This is a genomic window from Sphaerotilus mobilis, assembly GCF_004216565.1.
Classification (GTDB): Bacteria; Pseudomonadota; Gammaproteobacteria; order Burkholderiales; family Burkholderiaceae_C; genus Sphaerotilus; species Sphaerotilus mobilis.
On record NZ_SGWV01000010.1, the window covers coordinates 633,361 to 651,810 of the forward strand.

Below are 18,450 nucleotides of genomic sequence, written 5' to 3' on the forward strand. Positions count from 1 at the left end.
GTGATTCGCGTACCGCATTGCAGCGAACCTATACGCTATCGCACCATCCTAGAGAAAATACCTAGTCATATGCGCAAGAACGTACAGGCACCAGGAAGCGAAGTATCGGTGGGCAGGAGGGCGCAAACCTATCGTTGCGACCGTCGATGCAGCCACGCATCGCACCCGGTTGACACCACCCTGACCTGATCCCTCTGAGGAGACACGCATGAAGCTCAAGGCATCCCTGGCGCTCGCTTTCGGCCTGATGGCCGGCATGGCCAACGCCGCCACCGAACTCGTCATCGCCACCGTGAACAACGGCCACATGATCGAGATGCAGAAGCTCAGCAAGAACTTCGAAGCCGCCAACCCCGACATCAAGCTGAAGTGGGTGACGCTGGAAGAAGGCGTGCTGCGCCAGCGCGTGACGACGGACATCGCCACCAAGGGCGGCCAGTTCGACGTCATGACCATCGGCATGTACGAAACCCCGATCTGGGGCAAGAAGGGCTGGCTGCAGGAAATCAAGCCGGCCGCCGGCTACGACGTCGATGACCTGCTGCCCGCCATGCGCAACGGCCTGTCGGTCGACGGCAAGATGTACTCGGTGCCGTTCTACGGCGAGAGCTCGATGCTGATGTACCGCAAGGACCTGGCCGACAAGGCTGGCATCACCGTCGCCGCCAACCCGACCTGGGCCGACATCAAGACCCTGGCCAGCAAGATCCATGACCCGAAGAACGGCGTGTACGGCATCTGCCTGCGCGGCAAGCCGGGCTGGGGCGACAACATGGCCTTCCTGTCGACGCTGGTCAACACCTTCGGCGGCCAGTGGTTCGACATGAGCTGGAAGCCCCAGCTCGAATCGAAGCCCTGGAAGGACGCGATCACCTTCTACGTCGACCTGCTGAAGAACTACGGCCCTCCGGGCTCGTCGGCCAACAGCTTCAACGAGATCCTGGCGCTGTACAACGAAGGCAAGTGCGGCATGTGGATCGACGCGACGATCGCCGCGTCCTTCATCACCGACCCGAAGCAGTCGAAGGTTGCCGACAAGGTCGCCTTCGCCCAAGCCCCGACGATGGCCACCCCCAAGGGTGCCAACTGGCTGTGGGCCTGGGCCCTGGGCATCCCCGCCTCGACCAAGAAGGGTGACGCGGCGCAGAAGTTCGTGACCTGGGCGACGTCCAAGGACTACATCGAGCTGGTCGCCAAGACCAACGGCTGGGGCGCGGTCCCGACCGGCACCCGCAAGTCGACCTACGCCAACCCCGAGTTCCAGAAGGCCGCCAAGTTCGCCGCTGCCGAGAAGGCCGCGATCGACAGCGCCAACCCGAACGACTCGACCCTGCCGAAGTCGCCGTATGTGGGCGTGCAGTTCGCCGCCATTCCCGAGTTCCAGGCCATCGGCATCGCGGTGGGCCAGCAGATGAGCTCGGCGCTCGCCGGCAAGACCTCGATCGACGCGGCCCTCAAGGCCAGCCAGAACGCGGCCGACCGCGAGATGAAGAAGGCCGGCTACTACAAGTAAGCCGAGCCAGCCGGCATCGACGGCGGCCGTGCCGTCGATGCCGGTGCCTCCGATCTCCTGAAGGACCGACGCCCGCGGGTCGAACGGCCGGAACCCCGATCCACACGGGAATCCCGGCCGGCTCGACCCGCCTCTTCTCGGGCTTTCCTCGGGCTTTCCTCGGGCTTTCCTCGGACTCTTCTCCGACGCTTCACTGGCTCCCGGCCACTCACGGCACTTCAACGTCCACGCCTCGCCTTCCCGCGACGCCGTCCACCGCAGGGCAAGACCATGTCGACCGACGCACTCCCGACGCCACCCGCCGCCGCCCCGGCCGCCCCGCACCAGATCTCGCGCCTGGTGCCGCGCCTGCTGATGCTGCCGGCCGTCAGCACGCTCTTCCTGTGGATGATCGTGCCGCTGGTGATGACGATCTACTTCAGCGTCATCCGCTACAACCTCATGCAGCCCGAGGCCACCGGCTTCATCGGGCTGGAGAACTTCGAATACTTCGTCACCGACCCGTCCTTCGGCGTGGCGGTGATCAACACGCTGCTGCTGCTGGGCAGCGTCATCCTCATCACGGTGCTGATGGGCGTGGGCATCGCGCTGCTGATCGACGACCCCTTCCCCGGTCGCGGGCTGGTGCGCATCCTGCTGATCTCGCCCTTCTTCGTCATGCCCACGGTCAATGCGCTGCTGTGGAAGCACATGATGATGAACCCCATCTACGGGGTGCTGGCGCAGGTCTGGCAGTTCTTCGGCGCCACGCCGGTGGACTGGCTGACGGACTGGCCCCTGTTGAGCGTGATCATCATGGTGGCCTGGCAATGGCTGCCGTTTGCGACGCTGATCTTCATCACCTCGCTGCAGAGCATGGACCGCGAGCAGCTCGAAGCCGCGCGCATGGACGGTGCGACCTACCTGCAGCAGCTGCGCTATCTCTACCTGCCGCACATGGCCCGTTCGGTCGCGGTGGTCGTGATGATCGAGCTGATCTTCCTGCTGTCGGTGTTTGCCGAGATCTACACCACGACCGGTGGCGGTCCGGGTGATGCGTCGACCAACGTCGCCTTCCTGATCTTCAAGCAGGCGCTGCTGAACTTCGATGCCGGCGTGGCCTCTGCGGGTGCCCTGTTCGCGGTGCTGCTGGCCAACATCGCCGCCGCCTTCCTGATCCGCCTGGTCGGCAAGAACCTCGACAAATAAGTCGATGAGGACAACCAAGATGTCACGTCCTTCCACGCTCACCCCGACCCTGGTGGCCCGCACGCTGGTCGCCTGGGTCGTCACGCTGACGCTGTTCTTCCCGCTCGGCTGGCTCGTACTGACCGCCTTCAAGACGGAGCTGCAGGCGATCTCGGTGCCGCCGCTGGTGTTCTTCCCGCCGACGATGGAGAACTTCCACGAGGTCCAGGAACGCAGCGACTACCTGCTGTATGCGACCAACTCGCTGATCACCAGCGTGGCCTCGACCATCCTGGGTCTGGCGCTGGCCGCGCCGGCTGCGTATTCGATGGCCTTCTTCCGCAGCCGCCACACCAAGGACATCCTGATGTGGATGCTGTCCACGAAGATGATGCCGGCCGTCGGCGCGCTGATGCCGATCTACGTGCTGGCCCAGCAGAGCGCGCTGCTGGACACGCTGACGGGCCTGACCATCGTCTTCACGCTCAGCAACCTGCCGATCATGGTGTGGATGCTCTACACCGGCTTCAAGGAGATCCCGCGCGACATCCTCGAGGCCGCCCGCATGGACGGCGCGACGCTGTGGCAGGAAGCCCGCCAAGTGTTGCTGCCGCTGTCGATGGGCAGCTTCGCCTCGACCGGCCTCTTGTGCCTGGTGCTGAGCTGGAACGAGGCCTTCTGGAGCCTCACGCTGTCGGCCGCCAAGGCCGGCACGCTGGCCGCGCTGATCGCCAGCTACTCCAGCCCCGAGGGCCTGTTCTGGGCCAAGCTGTCCGCCGCATCGCTCATGGCCATCGCACCGATCGTGGTGTTCGGCTGGTTCAGCCAGAAGCAATTGGTCCAGGGCCTCACGTTTGGTGCAGTCAAGTAAGCACTGCCGCCCTGATACACGCACACAAGACACACCGATTCAGGAGTCATCCCACATGGCCTACCTTCAACTCCAGGGCATCGAGAAGTTCTTCGGCAGCCACCGCGCGATCAAGGGCGTGGACCTGACGATCAACCAGGGCGAGTTCGTCGTGTTCGTCGGCCCTTCGGGCTGCGGCAAGTCGACGCTGCTGCGGCTGATCGCCGGGCTTGAACACATCGACGGCGGCAAGCTGGTGCTCGACGGGCGCGACATCACGCACCTGCCGTCTTCCAAGCGCGACCTCGCGATGGTGTTCCAGAGCTACGCGCTCTACCCGCACATGAGCGTCTACGAGAACATGAGCTTCGCGCTCAAGCTGGCCAAGGTCGACGAGGCCACGATCCGCGACAAGGTCGATCGGGCCGCGAAGATCCTCAACCTGACGCCCTATCTGCAGCGCACGCCCAAGGAGCTGTCGGGCGGCCAGCGTCAGCGTGTGGCCATCGGCCGCGCGATCGTGCGCGCCCCCAAGGTCTTCCTGTTCGACGAGCCGCTGTCCAACCTGGACGCGGCGCTGCGCGGCCAGACCCGCATCGAGATCGCCCAGTTGCACCGCGACCTCGGCGCGACCACGATCTACGTGACACACGATCAGGTCGAGGCGATGACGCTGGCCGACCGCATCGTCGTGCTGCGCGACGGCCTGATCGAGCAGGTCGGCACGCCGCTGGAGCTCTATGACCGCCCGGCCAACCAGTTCGTCGCGCAGTTCATCGGCTCGCCGCAGATGAACGTGGTCGAAGGCGCGCAGGTGCCGACCGTTCCCCACGTGCCGGCCGGTGGCTTCGTCGGCTTGCGGCCCGAGGACGTCACGCTGACCCCCGCAGCCGAGGCCACACCGGGCACCGTGCCCGGCACCGTCCGCCTGGTCGAGGCGCTCGGCGCGGAGACGCTGATCTACGTCGCCACCGATGCCGGCGCGCAGCTGGTCTCGCGGCTGGCCAGCCGCAGCACCCTGCACAGCGGCGACCGCGTCGCCATCGCCATCAACGCCGGCAACGCCCATCGCTTCGATGCGCAGGGCCGTGCCGCACGCCTGCCTTGAACCCGGAGCCGTCCATGACCCTGCCCCTCCAAGGCCAGATTGCGCTGGTCACCGGCGCCGCCTCCGGCATCGGCCTGGCCAGCACCGAGGCGATGCTGCGCGCCGGTGCCACCGTCGTGCTGGCCGATCGCGACGCGCGTGCGCTCGCGCCCCTGTGCGAGCGCCTCGGCCCGGCCGCCCTGCCACTGGTGATCGACCTGCTCGATGCGGCCGCCTGCGAGACGCTGGTGCCGCAGGTGCTCGCGCGCTGCGGGCAACTGGACATCCTGCATGCCAACGCCGGCACCTATGTCGGCGGTGACCTGGTCGATGCCGACCCGGCCGCGATCGACCGGATGATCCAGCTCAACGTCTCGGTGGTGATGAAGAACGTGCGTGCCGCGCTGCTGCCGATGATCGAGCGCGGTCGCGGCGACGTCATCGTCACCAGCTCGCTGGCCGCCCACTACCCGACGCCGTGGGAGCCCGTCTACGCGGCCTCGAAATGGGCCATCGACTGCTTTGTGCAGACCACGCGCCGGCAGGTCTTCAAGCACGGCCTGCGGGTCGGCTCGATCTCGCCCGGCCCGGTCATCACCGCGCTGCTGGCCGACTGGCCGGCCGACAAGCTGGCCGAGGCCCGCGCCAGCGGCAGCCTGCTCGACCCGAGCGAGGTCGCCGAGGTCATCCTCTTCATGCTGACCCGTCCGCGTGGCATGACGATCCGGGACGTGGTCATGATGCCGACGAATTTTGACCTCTGAGACCCGTGAGACCCCCGAGACCCCTGAGACCCCCGAGACACCTGTGACACCCGAGATCTGCAGACAGGACACTGCCATGAACGTCATCCTCCACATCGGCCTCGGTTCCTTCCACCGCGCCCACCAGGCCGTCTATCTGCAGCGCCTGCATGACCTGGGCGACACGACCTGGGTGCTGGCCGGTGGCAACACCCGGCCCGACATGGCCGAGACCATCGCTGCGCTGCAGGCCAGCGGCGGTGCCTACACGCTGGAGACCATCTCGCCGCAGGGCGAACATGTCTACGAGCGCATCTCGTCCATCCGCCAGGTCATCCCCTACAGCGCCGACCTGTCCGGCCTGATCGCACAAGGCGCCGCGCCGGCCACGAAGGTCATCTCCTTCACGGTCACCGAGGCCGGCTACTACATCGACGCGCAGAACCGCCTCGACCTCGACACCTATGCCGATCTGCGCACCGACCTGGCGCTGGCCCGCGAGGGCAAGCCGGGCGCGACGATCTACGGCGCGCTGACCGCCATCCTGCGCGCACGCATGGCCAGCGGGGCCGGGCCGGTCACGCTGCTGAACTGCGACAACCTGCGCCACAACGGCGACCGTTCGCGCAGCGGCCTGCTGCAGTTCATCGAACACGTCGGCGACAGCGCCCTGCTGGCCTGGGTGCAGGCGCACACAACCAGCCCGAACGCCATGGTCGACCGCATCACGCCACGCCCGACAGCGGCCGTGCGCGAGCGCGTGCTCGCCGCCACCGGCGTCGATGACGCGGCGGCGCTGATGGGCGAGAGCTTCATCCAGTGGGTCATCGAGGACCAGTTCATCGCCGGTCGGCCGGCCTGGGAACGGGTCGGCGGCGAGATGGTGGCCTCGGTGCAGGCCTACGAGGAAGCCAAGATCCGCCTGCTCAACGCCACGCACAGCTGCATCGCCTGGGCCGGCACGCTGGTGGGCTACACATTCATCCACGAGGGCACGCTGGACCCGGTGATCCGCCAGATGGCCCATGACTACGTCACCGATGACGCGATCCCGGTGCTGACCCCTTCGCCGCTGGACCTGCCCAAGTACCGCGACGTGGTGCTCGACCGCTTCGGCAACCCGGCGATCGCCGACACCAACCAGCGTGTCGCGATGGACGCCTTCAGCAAGATCCCCGGGATGATCGCGCCCACCATCCGCGACAACCTCGCACGAGGCCGCCGCTTCGACAGCGTCGCCATGCTGCCGGCGCTGTTCCTGGCCTATCTGCAGGTCTGGCACCGCGGCGGCATCGCCTACACCTACCAGGACCAGGCCATGGACCCGGCGGTGGCACACGCCATTTGCGCAGCCGACGACCCGGTTGCAGCCTATGCGGCCGACCCGGTGCTGTGGGGCGACCTGGCCGGCGATGCGCGGCTGGTCGACGCGCTGCGTGCAGCCTTCACGCGCGTCAACGCCTTCGTCGCCGCGCACCGGCACTAAGCTCGGGCCTGTCGCCGATGCGGATGGCGCATCGGCCCAGGAACCGATCCCGGAGCTGCCCCATGACCGCCCGCCCTCGCCAGATCAAGCCCGAGCTGGAACACGAGTACGCCCGCTCGCCCGAACTGGGCTATGAGCACCCGTCCGACGTGGGTTTTGTGCGTTGCCTGTCGCACGGCTTCCCGACGCCGCTGGCGCGCTGGCACTACCACGACGAGTACGAGCTGCACCTGATCACCTCGACCTCGGGCAAGGTCTTCGTGGGCGACTGGATCGGCCAGTTCCAGCCCGGCCACCTCGTGCTGACCGGCCCGCGCCTGCCGCACAACTGGGTCTCGATGGACATGCCCGACGGCGGTGTGGCCGAGCGTGACCTGGTCATCCAGTTCAACCACGACCCGCTGGTGCAGGCCGCCGCGACCATCCCCGAACTCGGCGAGGTGCTGCCGCTGCTGGAGCGCGCCAAGCACGGCATCGAGTTCTTCGGCCTGGGCGAGCGCGGCGCGGCGCACTGGCACCGCGTCAAGGGCACCCGCGGCCTGCGCCGCTTCACCGCCTTCTGCGAGTTCCTGTGTGACCTGGCCGCCAGCACCGACTACCGGCTGCTGTCGAACGTGCAGCTGCAGAGCGACGACGACGACACCTCGCTGGACCGCATCGACGCGGTCGTGATGCGCCTGACCGAGAACCTCGCCCAGCCCATCAGTGCGTCCGACATCGCCACCGAACTGGGCATGAGCGAGAGCAGCTTCAGCCGCTTCTTCCGCCGCGCCACCGGCAACACCTTCACCGACTTCGTCAACCGTGTGCGCATCAACCGCGCCTGCCAGCTGCTGATGGAAAGCGACCGGCTGATCACGCACATCTGCTACGAGGTCGGCTTCAACAACGTCGCCAACTTCAACCGCCGCTTCCTGGAGATCAAGGGCATGACGCCGAGCGATTTCCGCAAGCAGTCGGAGAAGCGCTTCAGCGGCGCGTCCGTCTGAGCCTGAGCCTGGCATTCCCACCCGGAGTTTTCATGTACCTCGGCATCGACCTCGGCACCTCCGAAGTCAAGCTGCTGCTGCTCGACGCGCTGCACCAGATCGTCGCCACCACCGGCGAGGCCTTGACCGTGCAGCGGCCGCAAGCGCTGTGGAGCGAACAGTCGCCGTCGCAATGGTGGGACGCCACCGACCGCGCCCTGCAGCGTCTGGCCGCCGAACACGGCCCGGCCATGGCGGCGGTACGCGCCATCGGCCTGTCCGGCCAGATGCACGGCGCGGTGCTGCTCGACGGCCATGACGAGGTGCTGCGCCCGGCCATCCTCTGGAACGACGGCCGCAGCGCCGCGCAGTGCACGGCGCTGGAAGCCGCCTGCCCGGATCTGCACGCCATCACCGGCAACCTGGCCATGCCCGGCTTCACGGCGCCGAAGCTGCTGTGGGTGCGCGAGCATGAGCGCGAGACCTTCGACCAGACCCGCCGCGTGCTGCTGCCCAAGGACTGGCTGCGCCTGAAGCTGACCGGCGAGGCGGTCAGCGAGATGAGCGACGCGGCCGGCACGCTGTGGCTGGACGTCGGCGCACGCGACTGGTCCGACACCGTGCTGGCGGCCTGCGGCCTGGACCGCAGCCACATGCCCCGGCTGGTCGAAGGCAGTGCCGTGTCGGCCTTCCTGAAGCCCGAACTCGCGGCGCGCTGGGGCCTGACGCCGGGCATCCCGGTGGCTGGCGGTGGTGGCGACAACGCCGCCAGCGCGGTCGGCATCGGCGCGGTACGGCCGGGCGAGGGCTTTGTCTCGCTGGGCACCTCGGGCGTGATCTTCCTGAGCAGCGACCGTTTCCGACCCAACCCCGCCCAGGCCATGCACGCGTTCTGCCACGCCCTGCCGGGCCAGTGGCACCAGATGAGCGTGATGCTCAGCGCCGCCAACGGCCTGAGCTGGCTGCAGAAGCTGCTCGGCGCGGCCAGCGTCGGCGACATGCTCGCGCCGGTCGCCCGGCTGAACGCCGAGCAGCGGGCGCGCGCGCCGATCTTCCTGCCCTACCTCAACGGCGAGCGCACGCCGCACAACGACCCGCAGGCGCAGGGCGTGTTCTTCGGCCTGGGCAACGAGACCGATGCGGCCGTGCTGGCCTGGTCGGTGCTCGAAGGCGTCACCTTCGGCCTGCTCGACGGCTGGCACAGCCTGGGCGTGCAGCCGGGCGAGGTCACGGCGCTGACGCTGGTCGGCGGCGGCGCCCGCAGTCCCTTGTGGGCCCAGTTGCTGGCCGACGCGATCGGCGTGCCCATGCTCACCCGCGAAGGCGGCGAAGCCGGCGGCGCGCTGGGTGCCGCCAGGCTCGCCTGGCTGGCCGACGGCGGCAGCGTCGCCGAGGTCTGCACCGCCCCACCGGTCGCCCGCGTGTTCGCGCCCGATGCCGCCGCCCGGCCCGCGCTGCTGGCGCGGCATGCGCGGTTCCAGCGGCTCTATGCGGTCTTGAAGGACGAGTTCAAGGCGTGAGCCGGTGACGGCCGAACAAGTGGTCAGCCGGTCAGCTGGTCAGCCGCTCAGCCCGTCAACACCTGACCGAGCTGAAACACGCCGCTGCCCTGCAGGGTCAGCGCCCAGGCTTGTTCGGCACCGGTGAACTGCAGCGTGCGGGTCGTGGCATCCCAGTCCAGCAGGCTGCGGTCCAGGGGGCCCAGCGCCGTCAGGTCCAGCCTGTCCTCGCTGCCGAAGTCGGTGACGACATCGCCACGGATGGCCGCCACGCGGTCATAGGCCAGCGTGTCCGCGCCACCGCCCAGCGTGATGCGGTTGGCGGCCTCGTTGCCCCAGACGAGGTCCTTGCCCTCGCCGCCGATGGCGTTCTCGATCACCACGCCGAAGGCGATGCCGACGTTGAACGCCATGGAGGGATCGGGCACGCCGATGCCCGACAGCCTTGCCAGGGTGGCAGGAGCACCCGCGACCGCGGTGCCCTCTTCGAGGAAGTGGAAGGTGGCCTTCAGTTCCACCGCAGACCCCGCCGGCATGGTCGGGTCGGTCAGATAGGTCCAGCGGGTGTCACCGTCGACGGCGGTCGAGGACAGACGCCCCACCGCGTGTTCGCCGCTCTCGTCCGTGTAGACCGCCCGCAGGTCCGCGACCCGGGCGGTCCAGCCGGGGTAGGCGGCGCGGATGCTGCTCGTGGCATCGGCCTCCATGACCGCTTGCGAGAAGACGTACTTGGCGTCGCTGAACAGGCCCATGCGGCTCATGTGCTCGCCGCCGCGCAGGTCGATCACGGCCGGCTCGTTGCCGACCTGCTGCAAGGTGTCCTGACCCTTGGCATCCCAGATCGTGTCGAACACCGGCGTGTCGCTGTCGTAGCGGTAGGTGGTGGGGCCGTCGTGGTGGCTCATGTTGGCCCCGTACAGGTGCTGCAACGCGGCGATGTCGTGGACGCCAGCCTTCCAGGGGGTGTAGACCTCGCACTGTTCGGCGATCAAGGAATGGGAGACGCCGCGGATCAGCGTGAACGGCGAGTGGTACGTCATCAGGGTTTCCTGCGGCGTGTCCGTCAACGGCGTGTCGTAGCTGCCGCCGGTGACCACCCCCAGCTGATTGGCCGCCACGACATCGGCGCGGGTGTCGCCGTACCAGCCGAACGGGCTGACCGCCGAGTTCGCAAACGGATGGTCCAGACCCATGGCGTGCCCCAGCTCGTGCGACACCGTGGTCTTCTCGGATCCATAGGCGAAGCCGAAGGCGTTCTGGGCGGGATAGGCCGATGAATCGGTGACGAGGAAGAAGTCCCCACACGCCTCCACCCGCCGGGCATCGAGCTGGGCGGGCTGGACGGCAAAGCCCATGACGTTGGCGTCCACGCCGTATTCGTCCGCCGTGCCCTTGAACAGACGCAGATCGGCCCCGCCGCCACCGCCGGTGGCGTAGGCCTGGGAGGCGATCTCGCTGAACTGGACATTCGTGAACGACGCGAAGTTGGCGAACACCGAGCGCACGAAGTCCTTCTCGCCATCGGTGTAGGCCATGCCCGCCTGCACGGCATGTTCGACGCCTTCGTTGTCCTTGTACCGCGCGCCGGGGCCCTGGAAGGCGTAGCTCAGCTGCAGGGCGGGCGAGGCGCTGCTGGCGGTCGAACGGGTGGTGTTGCCGGAGTTCATCGGCAACCAAGACGCCTGGGTCTGCGCCGGATGCAGGCCAGAGCCGATCGCATCGTTGCTGATCAGGCTGGCCATGCCCATGCTGGGGTGGAGGACGCTCAGGCCCGTGACGTCGACCGCATAGGCCGCGTCCGTCAACCAATCCGGCAAGGCCGTGTCGATCGGCTCGATGACGGCCGGCACATGGACCAGCCCCGTCACCAGCACGCCGAGGTCGTGCAGCTGCGTGATGCCCAGGCCCGCCAGGCGGTCCCAGGCATCGCTCAGCACGATGTCCTGCACCGCAGTGCCATCGGCCCGACGCACGGTGAGCAAGGCATCCGCACCGGCCGCGCCGGTGGACGTGAGGGCCAGATGCGCCGTCAGGTCAACCTCGCCGCCAGCCGCCACACCGGTCACCGCTTGCAGCAGGCCCGACACGTCCAGCCGATCGCCGACAAAGCCGGTGGCGGTCGGTTCGAAGGAGAAGTCGGTCACCCCATCGCGCCCCGCATCACCGGCCACCCAGACGAAGCGGTCGTTGCCAGCGCCGCCGGTCAGGGTGTTGTCGGCCGTGTTGCCGGTGATGCGGTCGTCATGAGCGCTGCCGATCGCGGACTCGATCACCACGCCATGGGCAATCGTGACCGGGTTGAGCGACTGGTCGTAGGTCTTGAGCTGGCCACCGACCCGAAACTCGCGCGCTGCATCGCGCACGGTGCTGATGTAGCCCCCGCCACCCACCTCCGCCCTCAGCGTGGCCGCACGCAGGTCGATGACGGCACCCTTGGTGGCCGCTGCCGCGCTGAAGGTGTCGTGACCGCCAGCGTCCCAGACGCTGGTCAGGCTGGCATCGGTCAGCAGGTAGACATCGTCGCCAGTGCGGGTGCTCATGTTGCGGCCGTACATCTGCTGCAGGGCCGCGATGTCGAAGGCCGCGAAGGACGTCTGGTTGACCGACCAGATCACCAGCCCCAGCTCGTCCAGCAGCAGCTGCGATGTGTAGGACTCGACCGAGTAGGCCAGGTTGTTCAGGCCGAAGTGGGCCTGGCTGGGGTTGCTCGCCGTGATACCTGGGAAGGCGTCGCCTTCGCTGGTGTCGAAGGGGTGCTTCAGCCCCAGCCCGTGACCCAGTTCGTGGACCAGCACCGCATAGCCTGACGGCCCCGACACATCGGCCAGGGTCCGCAGGCTGGACAAGGCGGTGGTGATGCCGCGGGACTCCGAATAGAAGCCCGTGCTTTGCCCGTTGCCCACGCCGAGGCTGCTCTGCATCGCCGCCGTGGGCGAGACGCTGCTGGGCACCAAGGTCTCGACAAAATTGGCCTGGGCCTGGTTGTGAACCTCGCGGAACTGGATGCCGGTGACATCGGTGACGTTCTGGAAGGTCGCCCGCAAGGCCGCGCGGGCTTCGTCGGTCCATTCGACGGGGCGGGTGCCATAGCCCCGGTCATAGCCGGTGACCAGGTAGTAGGTCAGCGTGCCGTTGGCGGGCACACCCCATTTGGCCGGGCCCAACATGCCGTTGAGATAAGCATTGCCATGGTCTGACGTCAGGGCCACGCCCACCGTGGGCTCGACGGCCGTCGGGCCGAAGGCCGCCCGTTGCGCCCCGTCGGCCGATGCGTCGATGAAGTCATCGAGCCAGCTGCCCTGCAACTGCAAGTTGGCCGTCTGGCCCTGACTCACAAGAACGGGCGTCGAACCATTCAGCGCCAGGCTGTCGGCCACCACCCGGACGCCATCGGCATCAACGTCGCTGGCGCTCAGCGTGTACTCGAAAGCCAATGAATGGCGGGCCAAGTTGGGGTCGACGCCAAAGAGGTGGGCGGTGCGTGTCTGCCCACCAATCTCCAGCTGGATCGACGGGCGGGTGCTCCACGACAGGCCGTTCAAGGTGATGGCATCGTCCAGCCACAGCACGATCTGCACCTTGTCGCCTTGCACATAGGCATGCGACCGGTCTTGCGCACTGCTGATGCCAGTGATGTTGCTGCCCTCGACCGTGAGCTCGAAATCAGCCCCGGCGGCCGACTCATTGCCGGCGGCATCCACGCTGGTGGCACGCAAGGTGTGCGTGCGCGCGCTGAAGTCGGCGGGTGCCAGCGCCCAGTGCCCGGAGGCATCGGCGCGCGTCTGGCCAATGAAGGTGGCGCCGTCATGGACCCGGACGATCACGTCGGCCGGCGCCGTGCCGTTCAGCACGACCGACCGGTCGCGGGTGCGCCCCGCGCTCGACAGCTCACCATCGTCCGTCAGGGCCTGCTGTATGTGGGGAGGCTGGTCCGGCGTGCTGTCACGGGTCAGCGTCAGCGACTGGTGGGCATAAACAGGGTCATCGGCCGTCTTCTGCGTGACGGTGATGGCGTGTTCGCCTTCGGCAAAGGAGTGGCTGGCCGACAGCGTCAACGTGACGCTGGCACCGCCACTGGCCGTGTTGCTGGTGCGCAAGGTCCAGGCCGTGACATCGTCCGGATTGGCCGCGCTGGCATCGACCGCGCTCGCCGCATACCACTGGCTCGCGTCCCACACGCCGGTGATCCGGTAGCCGCCCTGCACGCTGGCCCAGACATACCAGTCCTGCCCGGACAGGGTGGCCTTGTAGATGGCGCGCGACTTGTCGAGCGTCGCGCCGCCAAAGTTGGCGGCCAAGACGCCTGAGGTGCCCAAGCTGGCCAACACCGCCGGGTCACTGATCTGCCGATAGCTGCCGTCCGCCCTGCTGGTGCCCGCCACGGTCAGCGTGCTGGCCGAGAAGCTCCACACCCCCGTGCCCGCCTGGGGTGTGGCCGTGCCCAGCACGGTCTCGCCATCAAGGATCGTCACGACGCCCAGCGCCGGATCGGCCTTGCCGTGCAGGGCCCAGGCATGGCCGCGGGTGATCCCGTCGCGGCCGTCATCGGCCCGCACCGGCAAGCCGTCGATGCCGGTGGCAAACGTGTCGTTGGCCAAGGCCACGCTCAAGGCCAAGCCCGAGCTGGCGTTGAGCGCCTGCACGCGGTAGGTGCTGGACGTGGTGACTCGCCCATCGCTCAAACTGAGCACCACGTCGGCACCGCCTGCGGCGTCAGCCGTGTAGCGAACCAACGCCAGCGCATCGCTGATCTGGCTGGCCGTGCCCCGCAGCTGCACGCCTGGCGCACCGGCGTCGGCATCCGTCAAACCAGTCAGTGTCCCGTTGCTGGCCGACAGCGTCAGGGTCAACGGCACGTCGTCGCCGTCCGCATCGGCGACGCCAACGTCGCGCAAGTCCGTGGCCACACCCGCCACGACCTGTTGGGTACCTGTTGGCAGGTTGATGAACTGCGGCGCGGCGTTGGTGTCCTCCACGACCAAAGGCAGGCCATCAGCAACACCCAAACCAGTGGGGTCGGTCACCCGAATGATGCGCACCGAGTTGGCCGCCAGCTGCAACTCTTGTGTCGCACCCAAGTTCGCCCAACTGCCTTTTGTTCCATCGCTGAGCACACCGCTCGTGGCGCTCTTGAGCACCTCTTGCCACAAGGTGTAGTCGGCATCGTTGCGCGTCAACTGCACCGATGCACTGTCAGCCGCGCTTGTGTTCACCAAAATCAAATACTGCGAACCGTTGATGAAAAAACTACCACCTTCCACCGTGCCCGAAACAGCGCTGAAGCTCACCGGCTTGCCCGTGCTAGCGGCGGGGTCCATCCACAAACCTCGGGCAATGGCCTTGCCCAGTTCGGGCTCGTACGCATTGAGCTCTTTACCTAACGAGGCATAGGTCTTGAATAATTCGTCACGCCAAAGGTTGGGCGAACTGTTGGTCAACCCCGCTTCTTTCAATGACCCATCCGTTTTGAAGGTCGCCGCGCGAGTCTCGTAACTCCAAATATTGAGCCCTTGGATACCTTGCGACAAAGCCAAGTAATAGCCCACCCGCAAACCCGATTGATACTGCGCCGCATCTACACCTGACATCGGGTCGTAAGCGGCCAAAGACAACTGCGGCGTGAACTCTGTGCCCACTGCACCTGTGTTCTTGCTTGTCGCAGACGTGTCTGAACGAGACGCCTGCACCAACATCCGACTGGCTTCCAATATCTTGGTATATATCGTCGAATCACCGACCTGTACGTAAGCGCCCTTCTCGATCACATCAAACACGCCGTCAAAGGCGTCTAAGCGTGCGATCTCGACATGGTTGGGTTGATACTGCTCAAAAGGTCTGGCTGGAGCCCCGTAGGCCTCCTCTGCATCACGTATAGCCTTCAGCACCGTGTTAGCCGAACGCAGATCGGCGGTGCGGAAATCGCGCGCTTCCTCATAAGCGTACCAATTGCTGACCACACTGTTCTTCAGCGGATTGGTCAGCACCGACTCCACTTGTGTATAAATTTGGTCGTAGAGCTTGGCCAAGAACGCGTCGGTCACACTGCCATCGGCCATGCTGCCACCAGTGCGCACATCGCCAGAAAACTGGAACAAAAATGGCAAAGACAAACCTTTTTGGGCCAGAGTACGCCAACTCTGGTCACTCAAACCTATCGTGCCGCCATAGCGCGGGCCCACACCATCCATGGACTGCAACTCAGTGGCGTACTTGGAAATCAAGCTGTCAATGCTGGCAGATGTGTAAAACCGCACCCGCAGCTCATCGCCCGCCCATTCATTGATGCGGTTGGGCATCGCACCCGTCACCCACACATCGCGGTGAACCGACCAACCCTCCACGTTGGCCAAGACACTTTGCACACCTTGTCCCACAAGCTGCAACTGATCGGCAGACAAGTCCCACTGCCAGCGCCCGGTCTCGTCGGCTTGCACCTCGGTACTCAGAGAACCCCAACTCAGGGCCACATGGGCATGCGCTGCGGCATGGCCACTGATGGTGGTCGCCTGCGTCCACTGCACGGCGTCGTCGTCAGAAATGCGGTCCATCGACAAGTTCAGCGGTGCGCGTTCAAACGCCGTCTGCACCGCAGACACGCGTCCGCTGGCGTCGTATTGACGCGCCTGAATCTGGCCTGCTGCATAAGTCCCCGCAGGCAGCACCCACTGATCGCCGGAACCCGTCTGCCAGTTCGTGCCAGCGTTCGTGGAATATTCCCATCGACCATCTGCCAACAAGCCCGAGACCTTCACCGTGCCGTTGCTGGTAACGCCATCCACGTTGCTCTCACCCGTGTCTGACAACAAACGCAACACCGGTGCATCCGGCACGCGGGAGTCCACCGTCCAGCTCAAGTTGTTGTCAACGGCAGGCAGCGCCAAGTTGGCCGATGTACCGGCCTTGTCCTGAATATCGCCACCCCAGTTTTTCAAAGCATCCGCAGCAATGCTGATGCCATCCAAATCGGCCAGCCCCGTGGGCAAGGCTATCTCAAACTGCAGCGTTTTGGTGCCCGAGCCCGACACGTAAAACGCATCCACATCTTGGCTACCAATGCGCAAGGTCAACTTAGGCAAGCCTGAAACATAAACCACCTCAGACAAAGCCACACTCACACGCACCACTTCGCCAGCAGCCCAAGGCCCAGCTTCACCCGATGCGTTGTCGACCGTCACGGAACTCACCACCGGCGCGGTCTTGTCGATCGACACCGCTGACGGCGTGCGCACTTGCAAGGCCACGTAGCCAGAGTTGCCCACACTGGCTTCACCGCTACCCAAATTCAGCTTGACATACGAGTCACCGACTTTCGTCACCGTCACATAGTTGCTGCTGAACCAACCCGCTGGCACACCCCTCGATGTATTGCCGACACCATTCACAAAGTCCCACAATCCAGCCAAACCATCTGTACCCAAAACAGAATCTGGCGCCAAGGTCACAGCTGCCGATGCGGTTGGCAACGATGCATTACCAAGAGTAGGAATAGCAAGCAATTTGCCATCCAGCAGACCCGTGCGATTGGTATCACTCACGGCGCCAGTAATGCCCAACGTGGTCGCCAACTCTGTCAAGTTCGATGTATCGGGAGATCCGCTCGCTCCGACCTTCTTGTCCCCACTCTTATCCCAAAATGCAAAAATTTCTCCGTTCACATTTAGGGAGAGCAGCAAGGCATCGGGGAGTTTTGAGTTTTTAGCAACAGGCCCAAAGTTACCCGTGGCCGCATCGATCTGCCGCACTTGAATACTGTCTATGGCGCAATCACCCTCGGGCAGCTCAAATCGATCACCCGTGCCGTCTTGCCAAGTCACGCCACCATCAATTGAAAACTGCCACGTGTTTCCAGCGGCAACATCTGCCACCAGCACAGTGCCTTGCGTGCTCAGTCCATCCAAATTGCTTTGGCCTGCATCGCTCAACAAGCGAAACGATGGCATCGGCACGGGCGGTGTCACCGTCAAGCTGAATGCTGAACTCACGGGCGACGCATCTGGCAAACCTGCATCGTTCACCTTCACCGTGACGGCGTAGGTGGTCTTGAGCGCGGCGTTTAAGCCAGCATTTGCCTTCAAATACAAACCGGTCGCATCAACCTCAAAACTGGCACTATCTGCACCCTCCAAACTGAAGGTGTTGGTGCCCAGGCTGTCATCTGTCACCGCCACATCGGCCAGTTTGATGCGCTCGGTGTTGGGCGTGTTTTGCGCCAGTTTGGCGTTTGGCAACACGCTGGTCAGCGTCACCGCCGTGGGAGCATCGTTCACATCCACCACCGCTGCTGTGACCAGGCTGCTCACAAGCTCGGTTGTGCCCCCGACATCGGTGTAACTCGCACGAACTGAGATGAGCTTGCCGACCTGGTCTTGGGTCAGTCGGTAGCTGTCTCCGGTCGCCCCATCGATGGCGACGTCGTTCGCCAGCCATTGGTAGCTGATCGTGCCGAGGCCGTCGGCATCCGACAGATCGTTCGACGCCGTCAGCATCTGGCCTTGCGTGGCCGTGCCGCTGATCGTCACGCTGCCGCTGGGCAGGTCGTTGAGGTTGGCGACGACGCTCGTCGCAGTCGAGGTCTTCGACTCAACGGTGCCGCCACCGTCGGTGTAGCTCGCGCGGACCTTGATGGCCTTGCCAACTTGGTCTTGCGTGAGCGTGTAGCTCTCACCGATCGCGCCGTCGATGGCGATGTCGTTCGCGAGCCATTGGTAGCTGATGGTGCCGAGGCCGTCGAGGTCCGAAAGGTTGTTCGACGCCCGCAGCGTCTGTCCTTGCTTCGCCTCGCCGCTGATCGTCACGCTGCCGCTGGGCAGGTCGTTGAGGTTGGCGACGACGCTCGTCACGGCCGAGGTCTTCGACTCAACGGTGCCGCCACCGTCGGTGTAGCTCGCGCGGACCTTGATGGCCTTGCCAACTTGGTCTTGCGTGAGCGTGTAGCTGTCACCGATCGCGCCGTCGATGGCGACGTCGTTGGCGAACCATTGGTAGCTGACGCTGCCCAGGCCGTCGGCGTCAGTCAGGTTGTTGGTTGCGGTCAGCATCTGGCCTTGCTTCGCCTCGCCGCTGATCGTGACGCTGCCGCTAGGCAAGTCGTTGATGTTTGCGACGGCGCTCGTCGCTGCCGAGGTCTTCGATTCAAC

Annotated in this window: 9 protein-coding genes; 8 read left to right on the forward strand and 1 reads right to left on the reverse strand. The window is 65.7% G+C overall.

Annotated features, from left to right (window positions below; genetic code table 11):
- Nucleotides 1–208: 208 nt before the first annotated feature.
- The 8 genes from EV685_RS15180 to xylB all read left to right on the forward strand — a co-directional run bounded on the left by EV685_RS15180 (nucleotide 209) and on the right by xylB (nucleotide 9,334).
- Nucleotides 209–1,513, forward strand: a complete 1,305-nt coding sequence (locus EV685_RS15180) for an ABC transporter substrate-binding protein (RefSeq protein ID WP_130482864.1) — start codon at nucleotides 209–211, stop codon at nucleotides 1,511–1,513.
- 327 nt (nucleotides 1,514–1,840) lie between these two features.
- Nucleotides 1,841–2,701 carry a carbohydrate ABC transporter permease gene (locus EV685_RS15185; RefSeq protein ID WP_207224842.1) on the forward strand — a complete coding sequence of 287 codons (861 nt, stop codon included), beginning with the start codon at nucleotides 1,841–1,843 and terminating at the stop codon, nucleotides 2,699–2,701.
- Nucleotides 2,702–2,720: 19 nt separating this feature from the next.
- Nucleotides 2,721–3,551 (forward strand): carbohydrate ABC transporter permease, encoded by an 831-nt coding sequence (locus EV685_RS15190; protein ID WP_130482865.1) that lies wholly within the window; start codon nucleotides 2,721–2,723, stop codon nucleotides 3,549–3,551.
- A gap of 55 nt (nucleotides 3,552–3,606) precedes the next feature.
- The gene (locus EV685_RS15195; RefSeq protein ID WP_130482866.1) at nucleotides 3,607–4,638 is read left to right on the forward strand and encodes an ABC transporter ATP-binding protein; all 1,032 of its coding nucleotides are present in this window, start codon (nucleotides 3,607–3,609) and stop codon (nucleotides 4,636–4,638) included.
- A gap of 14 nt (nucleotides 4,639–4,652) precedes the next feature.
- Entirely contained in the window at nucleotides 4,653–5,381 is a 729-nt protein-coding gene (locus EV685_RS15200) for an SDR family oxidoreductase (protein ID WP_130482867.1), read from the forward strand.
- Nucleotides 5,382–5,457: 76 nt separating this feature from the next.
- Nucleotides 5,458–6,846, forward strand: coding sequence for a D-arabinitol 4-dehydrogenase (gene dalD, locus EV685_RS15205; RefSeq protein WP_207224831.1), 1,389 nt, complete (start codon nucleotides 5,458–5,460; stop codon nucleotides 6,844–6,846).
- Nucleotides 6,847–6,908: 62 nt separating this feature from the next.
- Nucleotides 6,909–7,835 carry an AraC family transcriptional regulator gene (locus EV685_RS15210; protein ID WP_130482868.1) on the forward strand — a complete coding sequence of 309 codons (927 nt, stop codon included), beginning with the start codon at nucleotides 6,909–6,911 and terminating at the stop codon, nucleotides 7,833–7,835.
- Between the two features lie 32 nt (nucleotides 7,836–7,867).
- Nucleotides 7,868–9,334: a xylulokinase gene (gene xylB / locus EV685_RS15215; RefSeq protein WP_130482869.1), complete on the forward strand. Its 1,467-nt coding sequence runs from the start codon at nucleotides 7,868–7,870 to the stop codon at nucleotides 9,332–9,334.
- A 47-nt stretch (nucleotides 9,335–9,381) separates the two neighbouring features.
- On the opposite strand, the gene EV685_RS15220 is transcribed toward xylB, so the two are convergent.
- The gene (locus tag EV685_RS15220) at nucleotides 9,382–18,351 is read right to left on the reverse strand and encodes a M10 family metallopeptidase C-terminal domain-containing protein (protein WP_207224832.1); all 8,970 of its coding nucleotides are present in this window, start codon (nucleotides 18,349–18,351) and stop codon (nucleotides 9,382–9,384) included.
- Between the last annotated feature and the right edge of the window lie 99 nt (nucleotides 18,352–18,450).

Excerpts from the sequence above, each read along its gene's own strand:
- EV685_RS15195 (WP_130482866.1), top strand. The coding sequence starts at position 3,607 with ATGGCCTACCTTCAACTCCAGGGCATCGAGAAGTTCTTCGGCAGCCAC.
- EV685_RS15200 (WP_130482867.1), top strand. The coding sequence starts at position 4,653 with ATGACCCTGCCCCTCCAAGGCCAGATTGCGCTGGTCACCGGCGCCGCC.
- EV685_RS15180 (WP_130482864.1), top strand. The coding sequence starts at position 209 with ATGAAGCTCAAGGCATCCCTGGCGCTCGCTTTCGGCCTGATGGCCGGC.
- xylB (WP_130482869.1), top strand. The coding sequence starts at position 7,868 with ATGTACCTCGGCATCGACCTCGGCACCTCCGAAGTCAAGCTGCTGCTG.
- EV685_RS15220 (WP_207224832.1), bottom strand. The coding sequence starts at position 18,351 with ATGCTGACCGCAACCAACAACCTGACTGACGCCGACGGCCTGGGCAGC.
- EV685_RS15210 (WP_130482868.1), top strand. The coding sequence starts at position 6,909 with ATGACCGCCCGCCCTCGCCAGATCAAGCCCGAGCTGGAACACGAGTAC.
- dalD (WP_207224831.1), top strand. The coding sequence starts at position 5,458 with ATGAACGTCATCCTCCACATCGGCCTCGGTTCCTTCCACCGCGCCCAC.
- EV685_RS15190 (WP_130482865.1), top strand. The coding sequence starts at position 2,721 with ATGTCACGTCCTTCCACGCTCACCCCGACCCTGGTGGCCCGCACGCTG.